At 66.8% G+C, this 13,981-nt stretch carries 10 protein-coding genes and 1 pseudogene; 4 read left to right on the top strand and 7 right to left on the bottom strand.

Annotation, left to right across the window (positions count from 1 at the left end; all coding sequences use genetic code 11):
• Positions 1-67: 67 nt before the first annotated feature.
• Positions 68-2,074 carry an OPT family oligopeptide transporter gene (locus tag LF63_RS10230; RefSeq protein ID WP_052394944.1) on the top strand — a complete coding sequence of 669 codons (2,007 nt, stop codon included), beginning with the start codon at positions 68-70 and terminating at the stop codon, positions 2,072-2,074.
• 60 nt (positions 2,075-2,134) lie between these two features.
• On the opposite strand, the gene LF63_RS10225 is transcribed toward LF63_RS10230, so the two are convergent.
• The 4 genes and pseudogenes from LF63_RS10225 to LF63_RS10215 all read right to left on the bottom strand — a co-directional run bounded on the left by LF63_RS10225 (position 2,135) and on the right by LF63_RS10215 (position 4,301).
• The gene (locus LF63_RS10225) at positions 2,135-3,064 is read right to left on the bottom strand and encodes a diguanylate cyclase (RefSeq protein WP_052394942.1); all 930 of its coding nucleotides are present in this window, start codon (positions 3,062-3,064) and stop codon (positions 2,135-2,137) included.
• A gap of 155 nt (positions 3,065-3,219) precedes the next feature.
• Positions 3,220-3,498, bottom strand: a complete 279-nt coding sequence (locus LF63_RS15565) for an RNA-binding S4 domain-containing protein (RefSeq protein WP_081945267.1) — start codon at positions 3,496-3,498, stop codon at positions 3,220-3,222.
• A 15-nt stretch (positions 3,499-3,513) separates the two neighbouring features.
• Positions 3,514-3,894: pseudogene (locus LF63_RS10220) on the bottom strand (barstar family protein); the annotation flags it as partial.
• A gap of 2 nt (positions 3,895-3,896) precedes the next feature.
• Positions 3,897-4,301, bottom strand: coding sequence for a guanyl-specific ribonuclease (locus tag LF63_RS10215; protein WP_043101540.1), 405 nt, complete (start codon positions 4,299-4,301; stop codon positions 3,897-3,899).
• A gap of 139 nt (positions 4,302-4,440) precedes the next feature.
• Here LF63_RS10215 and LF63_RS10210 point away from each other — a divergent pair, with 139 nt between their 5' ends.
• The gene (locus tag LF63_RS10210) at positions 4,441-6,099 is read left to right on the top strand and encodes an alpha/beta hydrolase (RefSeq protein ID WP_152569310.1); all 1,659 of its coding nucleotides are present in this window, start codon (positions 4,441-4,443) and stop codon (positions 6,097-6,099) included.
• Between the two features lie 75 nt (positions 6,100-6,174).
• Entirely contained in the window at positions 6,175-8,154 is a 1,980-nt protein-coding gene (locus tag LF63_RS10205) for a M1 family metallopeptidase (RefSeq protein ID WP_235205305.1), read from the top strand.
• Positions 8,155-8,928: 774 nt separating this feature from the next.
• On the opposite strand, the gene LF63_RS10200 is transcribed toward LF63_RS10205, so the two are convergent.
• Positions 8,929-10,716, bottom strand: coding sequence for an alpha-amylase family glycosyl hydrolase (locus LF63_RS10200; protein WP_052394940.1), 1,788 nt, complete (start codon positions 10,714-10,716; stop codon positions 8,929-8,931).
• Positions 10,717-10,832: 116 nt separating this feature from the next.
• Between LF63_RS10200 and LF63_RS10195 the strand changes: the two genes are divergently transcribed.
• Entirely contained in the window at positions 10,833-12,509 is a 1,677-nt protein-coding gene (locus LF63_RS10195; protein ID WP_043101534.1) for a serine hydrolase, read from the top strand.
• 45 nt (positions 12,510-12,554) lie between these two features.
• Here LF63_RS10195 and LF63_RS10190 read toward each other — a convergent pair whose 3' ends face one another.
• The gene (locus LF63_RS10190) at positions 12,555-12,974 is read right to left on the bottom strand and encodes a VOC family protein (RefSeq protein WP_043101531.1); all 420 of its coding nucleotides are present in this window, start codon (positions 12,972-12,974) and stop codon (positions 12,555-12,557) included.
• Between the two features lie 73 nt (positions 12,975-13,047).
• Positions 13,048-13,875, bottom strand: a complete 828-nt coding sequence (locus LF63_RS10185; protein WP_043101529.1) for a DUF6597 domain-containing transcriptional factor — start codon at positions 13,873-13,875, stop codon at positions 13,048-13,050.
• Between the last annotated feature and the right edge of the window lie 106 nt (positions 13,876-13,981).

The raw sequence follows: 13,981 nt of genomic DNA, 5'->3' as shown, positions 1-13,981 counted from the left end.
GCGGCTTGCGGCTTCGCATGCATCCGTGGAACGATCAGGCGAAGTATCCGCACGGGGAGATGCATTCGTGAATACCACCGGCCACGGCGCACTGGCGCCGCAAACCGAGCTGACCGTCCGCGGCGTGATCATCGGCGTGCTGATCACGCTGGTGTTTACCGCGGCCAATGTCTATTTCGGTCTCGAAGCGGGTCTGACCTTCGCCACCTCGATTCCGGCGGCGGTGATCTCGATGGCGCTGCTGCGCAAGGTCAGCGACGCCACGATCCAGGAAAACAACATCGTGCAGACCATCGCCTCAGCGGCGGGCTGCCTCTCGGCCATCATCTTCGTGTTGCCGGGCATGGTCATCGTCGGCTGGTGGGCCGGTTTCCCGTACTGGGAGACCGCGGCGATCTGCGGGCTGGGCGGCATCCTCGGCGTGATGTACTCGATTCCACTGCGCCGCGCGCTGGTGACCAATTCCAATCTGCCCTATCCGGAGGGCGTGGCCTGCGCCGAGGTGCTGAAGGTCGGTGACAGCCACCGCAGCGCCGACGCCGATCCCGATGCGGTCGAGGTGGCCCGTTCCGGCTTCCGCGCCGTGGTGGTCGGTGCGCTGGTGTCGGCGGGTTTCGCCGTGGTCGAGGCGACCAAGATCTTCGCCAAGGACGTCAGCGCCTATTTTCACGTCGGCAGCCGCGGCGCGGCCACCGGCTTCGATTTCAGTTTGTCGTTCGCGCTGCTCGCGGTCGGTCATCTGGTCGGTCTGTGGGTCGGCGTGTCGATGCTGCTGGGCACGCTGATCGCCTGGGGCTGGGCGGTGCCGCACTACACGCTGCTGGCGCACGCCACCGGTTCGGCCGCCGACATCGCCGGTGCGGCCTTCGGACAGAAGGTGCGTTTCCTCGGCGCCGGAACCATCGCCGCGGCGGCGATCTGGACGCTGCTGAAGCTGGTCAAGCCGGTCTACAGCGGGCTGGCTGACGCCATGCGCTCGACCAAGCTGCGCAAGAGCGGGCAGGGCGGTAGTCTGCCGCGTACCGAACACGATCTGCCGATCGGCATCGTGGCGCTGGTGACGCTGGTGTGCATGTTGCCCATCGCCTGGCTGCTGGGCGATTTCAGCGTCGGTGCGGGCCTGGGTTCGCACATGTGGCTGCTGGTCATCGGCGGCGTCGTGTTCGTGGCGCTGATGAGCTTCTTCGTGGCTGCGGTCTGCGGCTACATGGCCGGCCTGGTGGGCTCTTCCAACAGCCCGCTGTCGGGTATCGGCATCCTGGTGATCGTCATCGCCTCGGTGCTGCTGGCGCTGAGCGTGCAGTCGAGTCTGCCGCCGGAGGCGGGCAAGGCGCTGGTGGCGTTCGCGCTGTTCGCCTCGTCGGTGGTGTTCGCCGGCGCGACCATCGCCAACGACAACCTGCAGGACCTCAAGACCGGCCAACTGGTCGATGCCACGCCGTGGAAGCAGCAGGTGGCGCTGGTGATCGGCGTGATCGCCGGCGCGCTGATCATTCCGTTCGTGATGAACATGCTCAACGAGGCCTACGGTTTCGTCGGCGCGGCCAACGCCACCAAGGACGCGCTCGCGGCGCCGCAGGCCGGACTGATCTCGGCGCTGGCGCAGGGCGTGCTGCAGCACAATATCGAGTGGAGCCTGATCTGGACCGGCGCCGGCATCGGCGCGGCGATCATCGTCGTCGACGAGTTGCTGGGCCTGAAAGGCACTTCCGCGCGCCTGCCGCCATTGGCCGTCGGTCTGGGCATCTACCTGCCCTCGGAGATCACCCTGATGATCGTGGTCGGCGCGTTCGTCGGCTGGTATTTCGACCGCCGCGCGGCGCGCGGGCCGAAACCGGTGGCGACCAAGCAATTGGGCGTGCTCATGTCCTCGGGCCTGATCGTCGGCGAGAGCATCATCGGCGTGGTGATCGCCGCCATCGTGGTGTTCTCCGGCGACGACCGCCCGCTGGCGCTGGTCGGCCCCGGCTTCGAGCATGCCTCGGTGTGGGTCGGCGGCGCGGCTTTCATCGCCGTGCTGGTCGCCTTGTACATGTGGGTCAGCCGGTTGGGCCGCCCGAACGGCGCGTCCTGATCGCGTCGCGGGGATGCGCGCGGCGGGGCCCTGCCGGCTCCGCCGGAGCGCTCTCCTCCGTCAGTTATCCACCGGGCGCTGCGGCAGGTCCGTGGCCGGCTCCATGGAGGCATCCCACGTGCAGATGCGGTTGCGTCCGGCCTTCTTGGCGGCGAACATCGCTTGGTCGGCACGGTCGATGCTCAATTCGACGTTGAGCGTGGCGTCCAGTTCTGCCAGGCCGATGGAAGTCGTCACCTTGACCTCGGCCGCATTGGCCGTGGTCAATACGGTATCGGCCAGTTCCTTGCGCAAGCGTTCGGTGATCTCCCATCCCGAAGTGATGTCGGTGTAGGGCAGGACGATAAGGAATTCCTCGCCGCCGAATCGGAAGATGCGGTCGTATGGACGCAGAATTCCACGGATCACCCGTACCGAGCCGGCCAGCACTTCGTCACCGACGAGATGACCGTAAGTGTCGTTGACGTTCTTGAAATGGTCTAGGTCCAGCATGGCCAGCGTGCATGATTGCGGCATGCGGCGGATCAGCGCCTGCATTTCACGCAACGTCGCCAGCATGCCAGTGCGGTTTTCGGCGCCGGTCAGCGTGTCGATGCGGTAGAGCGATTCGTCGATTTCGCGATTCAGCGACATCAGCTCCAGACGCAGACGGTCCAGCGCGCTGGCGAAGTTGTCGTATTCGGTCACTTCGATGCGGCGTCCGAGATCGATTTCCTGCAGCATGCGCGTGGCGATCTGGTGCATCCGCTTGTGCTCGAATTCCATCGCCGCGAAGGCCTGGTGTTCGCGCAGCTCGCGGGTGACGTCGCTGTAGTACCACTGACCGAAGCGGCATTGCATGTGGGCGTCGGGCGCCACATCGCGCTGATCGTGGTTCAGTCCGCACACGATCGTGCGGATGATGTCCTTGTGCCATTGATCGTGGTTGTAGAGTGCTTGCTTCAACTGCGAGGCTACGGATTGCAAAGATTCGCGACCGATCAACAGCATATGCACACTCCTTGCCTGGCGGATGGGGGCGACTGGCGGCTCGTGCAGTGTAGCGAATCCGGTATCGGGCATTCGGACCGGCGTCGCACCTGAAGCACGATACGCAGGGCCGTACTCGAAGACCGCGGGTGCGCGTGGAGCGCGCCGAACGCCGCTTAGCGGCCTTCCTCCGGGTCCGGCCGGACGTGGATGTCGAGGCCGTTCACGCTGACGCGCTGGCCCACGCGAATTTTGCAGGTCTTGCGCAGTTCGACCTGACCGTCCACGCGCACCGCACCGCTGGCGACCAGCGCCTTGCCGGCACCGCCGCTTTCGCATACGCCGACCAGCTTGAGCAGTTGGTTCAGTTCGATGTATTCGCCGCGCAGGTGGAAGTCTTCGCGCTCCGTCGCGCTCGCCGTGGACGCTGCGTCGGTCGCACCTTCCGGCGACAGGGCGACGAAGCAGAAGAACGGGATGCGCGCCTGCGACCAGCTCGCGGCTGTCTCGTCGAGGATGTCGAGCAGGACGTCGAAATCGCGCGGGTCGGCGTCGTGCAGCGCCTGCGCTTCGTCCAGCAGCAGCACGTAGCCCTGCGCGGGCAGCCAGGACAGGTCGCTCAGGCTGTCGGCCAGCGCGTCCCAGTTGCGGCCGAAGTCGGGCGGGAAGTCCAGCGCGCGCGCCAGCGCCGCGAACAGGGACGCCTTGTCCGTGCAGGCGCGCAGGGACACGTGGCGCACGCAGATGTCTTCGGCGTGTTCGGCCTCGGCGACCTGATGCAGGTCCTCGTCGGTGACGAGGTAGACGCCCGACTGCTCGGGATCGTCGAGGTCGACGCTGGCGGCTTGCATGTTCACGGATGCACCTGGAAAGAGCGGAAACTGCGGTAGTGGTCGTCGGTGTAGTAGTAGATGTCGGGCGGGTTGCCGCCCGTCACGATGCGGCGCGCGCCGCGCGTGCCCACTCCCGGCGTGGGTACGGTGTATTCATGGTAATAGCCGCGCGGGCGATCCGGCAGCAGGCGTTCGCGATTGCCGAACACGGTGCCGTCCTGGCGATACGGGAACGGACCGCCGCGCTGGATGGCGTCGAGGGTGTCGCGGGCTTCGGGCGGCAGGAAGGCGGGCAGGGCGCGCGGCGCGGCGGTCGTCGGCGCAGACGCTCCGGTCACGCTTGGAGCAGGCGCATGCACGCCGCGCCAGGACACGAAGCCCCAGACAGCGGCGATTAGCAGGAGCAGGGGCAGCAGGCGGCGCATGGCGATCACGTGCGGCGGCAGGAGGCCCAGTCTACCGCCCCGGCGGGTGCCCGGGGACGGGGTGCGAACCATGACTTTCGGATGTGTGCACGCGCGCGCGGCGCGGTCCACAATGGATGGGTTCATCAGGGAGCCTGCCATGTTACGAATGATCCGCACGTTCGCGGTGCCGGCGCTGTGTGCGCTGGTGTTGTCTCCGGTCGCAGCCAAGCCTGCCGCGCCCATCGCCCATGCCCAGATGGTGCGCGTCGCCCTCGGCAGCACGTTCAAGCAGCCGGCCTCCGGTCGCCTGCTGATCTTCGCCATGCCGCTGAAGGACGCCCAGGCCGCGGCCCAGGGCGGTCCGGTCGAGGAGGTCGACACCAGCCCGTTCTCGCCGACGCAGACCGCGGTGGCGGCGTTGGAAGTGCCGCATCTCGCCCCCGGCGGCGCGGTGCTGATGGACGCTGATAGCGTCAGCTTCCCGCAGCCGTTCTCGAAGCTGACGCCGGGCGAGTACGCCGTGCAGGCGGTGCTGGACGTCAATCACAACTACAACTACGGCGGTCGTGGCACCGGCGATCTGGTCAGCAAGGTCGTGACCGTGCGTCTGGGCGGTGCGGATGCGGCGACGCCGGATCTGACCCTGACACGCGAACTGACCGAGCGCATGCAGCCCTGGAAACTTTCCTCGCGCGTGCCGGAGGCTGCGCGTGCGCGTATCCAGCCCGCGCTAGATGCGGCCAAGGGACATACCCACGAGATCGATTTCGTCAGCCCCGCGCTGACCGCGTTCTGGGGCCGCCCCATCCACATGCGCGGCTGGGTGCTGCTGCCGCCGGGCTACGCCGAGCACAAGGGGCAGCGCTATCCGACGGTGTATTTCACGCACGGTTTCAGCGCCAACCACGCCTCGCTGACCTTCAACGCCGCGTCGACCTGGAAGCTGATGTCCGAAGGCAAGACGCCGCCGATGATCTGGGTGTTCCTGGACGAATCCAGCCCGACCGGCACGCACGAGTTCGCCGATTCGGTCAACAACGGCCCGTGGGGCACGGCGCTGACCACCGAGCTGATGCCGAAGCTGGAATCGACATACCGCATGGACGCCCGGCCCAGCGGCCGCTTCCTGACCGGTCATTCGTCCGGCGGCTGGGCCACGCTGTGGCTGCAGGTGCGCTATCCGAAGATTTTCGGCGGCACTTGGTCGACCTCGCCCGATCCGAGCGATTTCCATGACTTCACCGGCCCGGACCTGTACGCACCGCACGCCAACGTCTACCGCAAGCCGGACGGCTCGCCGTGGCCGCTGGTGCGCGACAAGGGCAAGGTGATCGCCACCTTCCAGCAGTTCGCCCAGCTCGAGCGCGTGCTCGGCCCTTACGGCGGCCAGATGGCGTCCTTCGAGTGGGTGTTCTCGCCGAAGGGCAAGGACGGCCGTCCGCAGCCGATGTTCGACCGCGCCACCGGCGACGTGAACCCGAAGGTGGTCGACTACTGGCGCGACCACTACGACATCGCGTACCGCATCAAGACGCAGTGGCCGAAGCTGAAGCCGTACCTCGACGGCAAGATCCATCTGTTCGTGGGCACGGCCGACACGTTCTATCTCGATGGCGCCGCGCACAAGCTGAAGGCGGTGCTCGACAGCGTGGGCGCGAAGTCCTCGTTCGACTTCATTCCGGGCAAGACGCACTTCGACCTGTACGCCAAGGGCGGCGATCGCGAGTGGCTGCACAAGGAGATCGCCTGGCAGATGTACCGGGTGGCGCGGCCGAAGGCGAAGATTCCGACGGCATACACCGCCACCACGCCGTAATCCTCACGGGGCGCCGACGCGTGTCGTCGGCGCCTTCTTGCTTTCCCCAGGGCAAAAACGATGCAACGACTCCCCATGCTTTCCGCGTTCACGGCCTGCGCCGTGTTGCTCGCGGGCGCCGCGCATGCCGCGGACACGACCGCCACGCCGGCGCACTCGCGCTTCAACCCGCTGCAGACTTTCGCGCCGTTCGCCTACCAGTACCCGGTCAACCGCTACCGCTCGGCCAGCGGCGTGCCGGGCCCGGACTACTGGCAGAACCGTGCCGACTACGCCATCTCCGCCACGCTGGACCCGGCGAAGAAGGAGCTCAGCGCCAGCGAGGTCATCACCTACACCAACCACAGCCCCGACACGCTGCACATGCTGTGGCTGCAACTGGACCAGAACCGCTACCGCACCGACGCGCGCGGCAACTTCTCCGGCGACAAGGAACCGGATGCCGCCAGCCATACCGACGGCTATCGTCTGAAGGCGGTCGAGGTCGCGCAGGGCAAGACGTTCAAGCCGGTGCACTACCAGATCAGCGACACCCGCATGCGCATCGACCTGCCGCAGGCGCTGAAGCCGAAGGACGGCCAGCTGCGCCTGCGCATCGTCTACAGCTACACCGTGCCGGGCCGCTTCGGCGGCCGCACCGACTGGTACGCGACCAAGAACGGCGACGTCTACGAGATCGCGCAGTGGTTCCCGCGCATGGCCGTGTACGACGACCTGCGCGGCTGGGACACCCTGCCGTACCTCAACAACGAGTTCTATCTGGAATACGGCGACATCGACTATCGCGTCACCGTGCCGGCGAACATGATCGTGGCCGGCTCCGGCGAGCTGGTAAATCCGGACCAGGTGCTGAGCAAGACCCAGCGCGAGCGTCTGGCCAAGGCGCGCGGCAGCGAAGCGACGGTGATGATCCGCACGCCGGCCGAAGTCGAGGCCGCCGCGCGCGGTCCGCAGCCGAAGGGCACCAAGACCTGGCACTTCCGCATGCACGACACCCGCGATGTCGCCTTCGGCGCGTCGGCGGCCTACGTGTGGGACGCGGCGCGCATCGACTTGCCCAGCGGGAAGCATGCGATGGCGATGTCGGTGTATCCGGTCGAGAGCCTGAGCGGCAAGGGCCACTGGCAGGATTCCACGCAGTTCGTGAAGCACACCATCGAATACTTCTCCAAACGCTGGCTGGAATACCCGTGGCCCAACGCCATCGCCGAGGCCGGCAAGGTCGGCGGCATGGAATATCCGGGCATCGCCTTCGACTGGTGGCAGACCGGCGGCAAACCGCTGTTCGGCCTGACCACGCACGAGGTCGGTCACTTCTGGTTCCCGATGATCGTCGGCTTCGACGAGCGCCGCGCCGCGTGGATGGACGAAGGTTTCAACACTTACGTCGACATGCGTGCCGCGCTGGATTACCAGGGCGGCAAGTACGCGCCCAAGTGCGACGCCGAATACGCGCCGGGCTGTACCAATCCGGTCGAGGAAATCCAGTCGGTGCTGCACGATGCCGATGCGCCGCCGATCCTGACCAAGCCGGACATGATCCGCGAGAAGTACCGTCACCCGGTGACCTACTTCAAGTCGGCGCTGGGACTGAACCTGCTGCGCGAGGAGATTCTCGGTCCCGAGCGCTTCGACGTCGCGTTCCGCCGCTTCGTGCATGCCTGGGCGTTCAAGCATCCGACGCCGTCGGACTTCTTCCGCGCGATGGACAGTGCCGGCGGCGAGGACCTGTCGTGGTTCTGGAACGGCTGGTACAAGCACAACTGGTCGCTGGACATGGCCGTGACCGGCGTCAGCTACGTCGACGGCAAGCCGTCGCATGGCGCCAAGGTGACGGTCGCCAACCTCGATCGTCTGGTGATGCCGGCGACCCTGCGCGTGAACTACGTCGACGGCACGCATGCGGACGTGCGCATCCCGACGGCGACCTGGCAGCAGCACCACAGCTTCGACGTGCTGGTGGCGGGCGACAAGGCGGTGAAGTCGGCCACCATCGACCCCGATCACGTCATTCCCGACGGCAACCGCGCCAACGACACCTTCACGCTGCACTGACGGGCCACAGCGCCGGCCGGAGTGCCGGTCGGCGCTGCGCATCCGGAATCCCGGGTCATGCCGATGGGGCAGATGCGCGTGCATGGCGACGCACGCGTTTTCGCACGGAGCATTCGCGTCTGGTCGGAGAGATCCGAGTGGTCATCCGGACGCCATGTTGCCTTAGACCGACGACGGCCCGGTGGAGCACGTCGCCCTGGGTGTTTGGCAAAAAGGTCGCCGCAGCGGTTGCATGCGCGAACCTGGATGTTGCGCGTTGTCTCGAAGCAGCGTGTGGATGCAGGCACTGCCGTGCACGTCTTGAGAAAGCTTGCGGTTGCCTATCGCGGACGTCCTTTGCGCGGACGCAGGAACCCGACGACTTGCCAGTCGTCGAAAAGCGAGAGACACGGGATTCCGGCTTGCGCCGGGATGACGACCGAAGCGTGCGATCCGCGTGCGGGAAGGTCTTCGGTAGGACATGCCGGCAAGGCCTTCGGCGCCGAAGGCGGAAGTGCCTGCGGTATGCGTCTGCGGGGGATGTCTCGGGTGCCACCGATGCCGCACGGTTTGTGCATCCATCGCCTGTATCAGGTTGCTGCTCATCCACATGCTTTCTGCGGAAGCAGGAATCTGGCGACTTGCTTTCAACCGCAGGCAAGAGACCTCCGATCCCGGCTTGCGCCGGGATGAGGATCGAAGCATGCGATCCGCGTGCGGGAAGACCTTCGGCACGACCGAGCGGGGCATTTGCGGGCATGTCTGGGTGGCGGCCGATGCGGAACGGCGGATCCGTCAGTCGCCTGTGTCAGGTGCCTGCTCGTCCTTATACGGCGCGGCATGCGTGGCGCCGTGGTCGGCGCTGACGTCGACGATCAGTGCGCCCCAGGCGGGCACGCGAAAGCACCGGTCCGGCAGATGTTCGACGTCGAAGCCCAGCCCCTGAACGGGGTGTGGATCGCTGTGCATGCTCAGGTCGATCTCGGCGCTGTCGTCGCTGAGGTTGAACAGACACAACAGCGTCTGCTCGGCATAGCTGCGGCGCAGCGCCAGCCAGGGTTCGTCGGCGTCGATCAGTTCGGTCTTGCCTGCGCGCATGGCCGGTTGCGCGGTGTGCCAGTTCAGCAGCGAGCGCCAGTCGTTGAGCAGCGACGCCGGATCATGCTGCTGGCGCGCCACGTTGAGCACGCGGTGCGCGCGCGGGATCGGCAGCCACGGCTGCTCACAGCGCGAAAAGCCGCAGTGGCGCGAATGGTCGTTCCACGGCATCGGCGTGCGCGCGCCGTCGCGGCCGCGGCCGTTGGTCTCGGCCAGCGGATCGCGCAGACGGTCCCGGGGAATGTCGTCGGGCACGCGCGCCTCGGGCAGACCCAGCTCGTCGCCCTGCCACAGGCACAGCGCACCGGGCAGCGACAGCAGCAGCGCGGCGACGGTGCGGCGGAAGCCGTGCGGGTAGGGGAAGCGGTCGCCGCCCCAGCGTGAACTCATGCGGCCGAAGTCGTGGTTGCCGACGATCCAGCAGCTGCCGGTCGGGCCGAAGGTGTCCAGCGTCTTGCGCACCACGGCGCGCATACGCGCGGCGGTCATGCGTTCGTCGAACAGCAGGCCGGCGTGATAGGCCATGTGCAGCAGGGTGCCGTTGCGGGTGTACTTGGCGGCCTCGGTGATGCTGTCCTCGCACATCACCACTTCGCCCAGCAGGGCCACGCCGGGGTAGGTGTCGACCAGATCGCGCAGCGGTTTGAGGTATGCCAGCGTCTCGGGACGGTTGAAGCTGTTGACCAGCTTCTGCCGCGTGGCCTTGTTGGCATCCTGGAAGCCGTCGGGCATGGGGTCGTCGTCGCCGCGCGGCGGGTTGTCGCGCAGTTGCGGGTCCTGCGCGTAGAAGTTCACCGCGTCCAGGCGCATGCCGTCGATGCCGCGGTCGAGCCAGAAGCGCGCGATGTCCAGGATGGCGGCGCGCACGTCCGGGTTGTGCCAGTTCAGCGCCGGCTGGCCGGGGAAGAAGTTGGTGAAGTAGTACTGCTCGCGCTCCGGCGCGAAGTGCCAGCCGGATTCGCCGTTGAACACCGCCGGCCAGTTGTTCGGCGGCCCGCCGTCCGCGGCCGGATCGGCCCAGATGTACCAGTCGGCGCGGTTGTTGCGACGGCCGCTGCGGCTTTCGCGGAACCACGGGTGCTGGTCGGAGGTGTGGCTCCACACCATATCCAGCATCACGCGCAGGCCGCGCTGGTGGGTCAGGCGCACGAGGCGGTCGAAGTCGTCCATCGAACCCAGGCTGTGGTCGATGGCGCGCATGTCCTTGACGTCGTAGCCGGCATCGACGTCGCCGGATGGATACAGCGGCATCAGCCAGATGGCGTCGACGCCCAGCGAGGTGATGTAGTCCAGACTCTGGATGATGCCGTTGAGGTCGCCGCGGCCGTCGTCGTCGGAGTCGCGGTAGCTCCACGGCATGATCTGGTAGATGGCGGCGCCGTGCCACCATTCGCCGAGGGTCGGGTTCTGCTGCTTCTTTTCCCAGGCGTAGGCGCGGCGGTTGATCGGCGCCTGCCGCCACCAGGGCAGTCGTTCAGGTCGCATGGGGACTCCTTTGCGGGGAGCGAATGGCATGTGCGCGGGTGTGTCGATCGTGGGCATGACACGAAGGCCGCGGACATTCATACTCGAAAAGCTAACGGGAACCTCAGGGAGTCGCAATGCGCATCGATCCGATCACTCGTCGTCTGTTCATGGTGCTGGCGCTGGCCGCGGGCTCGGCGTTGTCCGCCACGCCCGCGCTGGCGACCGATGCCGCACAGGCATCCACGGCGGCCAAGCCGGCTGTCGCGAACGCATTGCCGGCGCAGCTTTCCGACTTCACCGATTACGTCAACGGCGTGCGCAAGCAGTTCGACGTGCCCGGCATCGCCGTCGCCATCGTCAAGGATGGCAAGGTGGTGCTGGCGCAGGGCTACGGCGTGCGCACGTATGGCACGCACGGTCAGCCCGACCAGCCGGTCGACGCGCACACGATCTTCGCCATCGCCTCCAACACCAAGGCCTTCACCGCCGCGTCGCTGTCGATGCTGGCCGACGAGGGCAAGCTCGACATGGGCGACCGCGTGATCGACCACCTGCCGTGGTTTCGCATGTCCGACCCGTACATCACGCACGAGATGCGCATCCGCGATCTGCTGGCGCATCACAGCGGCCTGAGCCTGGGCGCCGGCGACCTGCTGTACTGGCCGACCACCGACTACACCACCAAGCAGGTGATCCAGCATCTGGCGCACGTGCCGATCAAGAACGGTTTCCGTGAGCGCTACTTCTACGACAACATTCTGTTCGGCGTGGCCGAGCTGGTGATCGAGAATGTCTCCGGCGAGAGCTATCGTCACTTCCTGAAGACGCGCTTCTTCGAGCCGCTGGGCATGCACGACACGCGCTTCAACTACCACTACATCCAGCCGAGCGACCATGACGTCGCCACCGGCTACGCCAAGTACGACTTCAAGGATCTGAAGCCGGTGGCCAAGCTGGCCTGGGCCAACAACTCCGGCGCCGGCGGCATCTACTCCAGCGTGCACGACATGGCGAAGTGGATCATCGCCCAGCTCGACGGCGGCGTGTACGGCGAGAACGCGGACGGCACGCCCAAGCGGCTGTTCAGCGAGAAGCGCCACGAGGAGATGTGGTCGGTGCAGACGGCCATCCATCCGAGCAAGCCGGAGATTCCCGAACTGGCGGCCATCGCGCCGGACTACGCGGGCTACGGCGAGGGCTGGCACCTGTCCGAGTTCCGCGGTCACAAGGTGGTCTACCACACCGGCGGCTGGCCCGGTTTCGTCTCGCGCGTGACCATGATTCCGGACCTGAAGCTGGGCATGGTGGTGCTGACCAACCAGCAGTCCGGCGCGGCGTTCCAGGCCGTGACGTACCGCATCCTCGACGCCTACATGCACGCGCCGAAGACCGACTGGACGGCGGTCTACGCCAAGGCCGAGGCCAAATCCGAGGCCAAGGCCGACGACAGCTGGAAGAAGCACGAGGCCGCGCGCGACAAGCACAGCAAGCCGTCGCTGCCGCTGTCCGGCTACGCCGGAACCTACCGCGATCCGTGGTACGGCGACGTGGGTCTGCGCGTGGAAGGCGGGCACCTGGTGATGCAGTTCAGCCACACCAAGCAGCTGCTGGGCGACCTGAAACCGTGGCAGCACGACACCTTCATCGTGCACTGGCGCGACCGTTCGCTGAACGCCGACGCCTTCGTCACCTTCGCGCTGGACGCCGACGGCCACGTGCGCGAAATGCGCATGAAGCCGGTGTCGCCGTTGACCGATTTCAGCTTCGACTTCCAGGACCTGCGTCTGAAGCCGGTCAAGAAGGACGGCTGAGTTTCCTCGGTCCGCCGCGCCGAAGCGGGCGCGGCGGACCGGTTTTCAGGCGGCCCAGGGGTCGTAGCTGCCGAACGACCACAGATGGCCTTCGGGATCGCGACAGGTATAGCCCGCGCCGCCGTAGTCCTTTTCCTCGTAGTCGAGCACGATCTCGGCCCCCGCCGCGCAGGCGCGCTCGTAGTGCGCGCGGCAATCGGCAACCACCACATAGATGCTCTGCGTGTTCCGTCCGCTGGCTTCGTCCGGTTGCAGCACCTGGCTGCCATAGTCGTTGTCGCGCACGGAACCGAGCATCACCATGCCGCGGCCCAGCACCAGTTCGGCGTGCTCGATGCCGTCGTTGTCGTCGGCGTGCACTGCGTGTTCGCGGAAACCGAAGGCCTTGCCGAGCCAGGCGATGGCGGCGCGCGCGTCGCGGTAGCGCAGACAGGGCATCAACGTGCTTGCGTTCGGGGTTGTCATGCGGATCTCCTTGCCGTGGGTCACGGAGCCATGATGCGCATGCGGCGCGCGTGCGTCTTGTAGATTTTCGCCGCTACACCGCGACGTGGTTCAGATGCGGGCCGCGTCGCGTCGCATACGCGCTGGGCGTCATGCCGGCGAAGGCGCGGAACTCGCGCACTAGATGCGGTTGATCGTGGAAGCCACAGTCGGCGGCCAGCGCGGCCCAGTCGATGTCGTCGGCGACGTGGGCGGTGTCGATCAGGCGGCGGAAGCGAAGCAGGCGCACGTAGCGCTTGGGGCCGAGGCCGAGGTGTTCGCGGAACAGGCGGCCGAAGCGTTTCTGCGACACCTCGCTGTCGCGCACGATGGCGCCGATGCGCGCCGTGGCGGGCGCCGCGTGCATGCGATCCAGTGCAAGGCGGATCGCCGCCGGCGCGCAGGGCAGGGCGTCGCCGATGCGTCCGCGCAGCCAGTGTTCGAGCAGCGTCAGGCGTTGCGCGGCCGTGGGCGTTTCCAGCAGTCGTTGACGCAGCCCCCGGCAGGCATCGCCGGCCACGGCTTCCAGATCGATGTCGCGATCGCTGAGCCGGTGCAGCGGTTCGCGCAGAAACGGCAGGGCGCCGCCGGGACGGAAGACCACGCCCATCACGCGCAGTTGCTCGGCACTGTCGATCAGGAAGCTGTGAGTATACGGACCGCTGCACACGCTGCCGCCGAGGCGATGACAGGCGCGTGCGTCATCGTCGTCGTACAGGCGCGTCTGGTCCTCGGCCAGGTTGATGACCAGCGCGGCGCCCGGCTGCGGAAGGATGCGTTCGAGCCGGAACGGCGGCGTCTGCCTCAGTGGCGCATCGCCATCCCAGATGCACGCGATCCATGCATCGAGTGGGGCGGTGGGGGTGACAGCGGTGAAAGTCACGGTCAGTCCTCCGCAGGAGTCGGTTCAGCCTACATGAATCGACTTGAATCGGGGGTCGGCCGAAAGTGCTTGAATGGGCGCGAATCGCGTTAGAGTAAGCTGAGAA

The organism is Oleiagrimonas soli, assembly GCF_000761445.1.
GTDB lineage: Bacteria > Pseudomonadota > Gammaproteobacteria > Xanthomonadales > Rhodanobacteraceae > Oleiagrimonas > Oleiagrimonas soli.
Note: the sequence above shows the minus strand (reverse complement) of the source record. Positions and strands in the feature narration are given on the sequence as shown.

What these genes read in the sequence shown, in the direction of transcription:
- LF63_RS10200 (WP_052394940.1), bottom strand. Translation starts at nt 10,716, where the DNA reads ATGCGACCTGAACGACTGCCCTGGTGGCGGCAGGCGCCGATCAACCGC.
- LF63_RS10225 (WP_052394942.1), bottom strand. Translation starts at nt 3,064, where the DNA reads ATGCTGTTGATCGGTCGCGAATCTTTGCAATCCGTAGCCTCGCAGTTG.
- LF63_RS10195 (WP_043101534.1), top strand. Translation starts at nt 10,833, where the DNA reads ATGCGCATCGATCCGATCACTCGTCGTCTGTTCATGGTGCTGGCGCTG.
- LF63_RS10190 (WP_043101531.1), bottom strand. Translation starts at nt 12,974, where the DNA reads ATGACAACCCCGAACGCAAGCACGTTGATGCCCTGTCTGCGCTACCGC.
- LF63_RS10215 (WP_043101540.1), bottom strand. Translation starts at nt 4,301, where the DNA reads ATGCGCCGCCTGCTGCCCCTGCTCCTGCTAATCGCCGCTGTCTGGGGC.
- LF63_RS10205 (WP_235205305.1), top strand. Translation starts at nt 6,175, where the DNA reads ATGCTTTCCGCGTTCACGGCCTGCGCCGTGTTGCTCGCGGGCGCCGCG.
- LF63_RS10210 (WP_152569310.1), top strand. Translation starts at nt 4,441, where the DNA reads ATGTTACGAATGATCCGCACGTTCGCGGTGCCGGCGCTGTGTGCGCTG.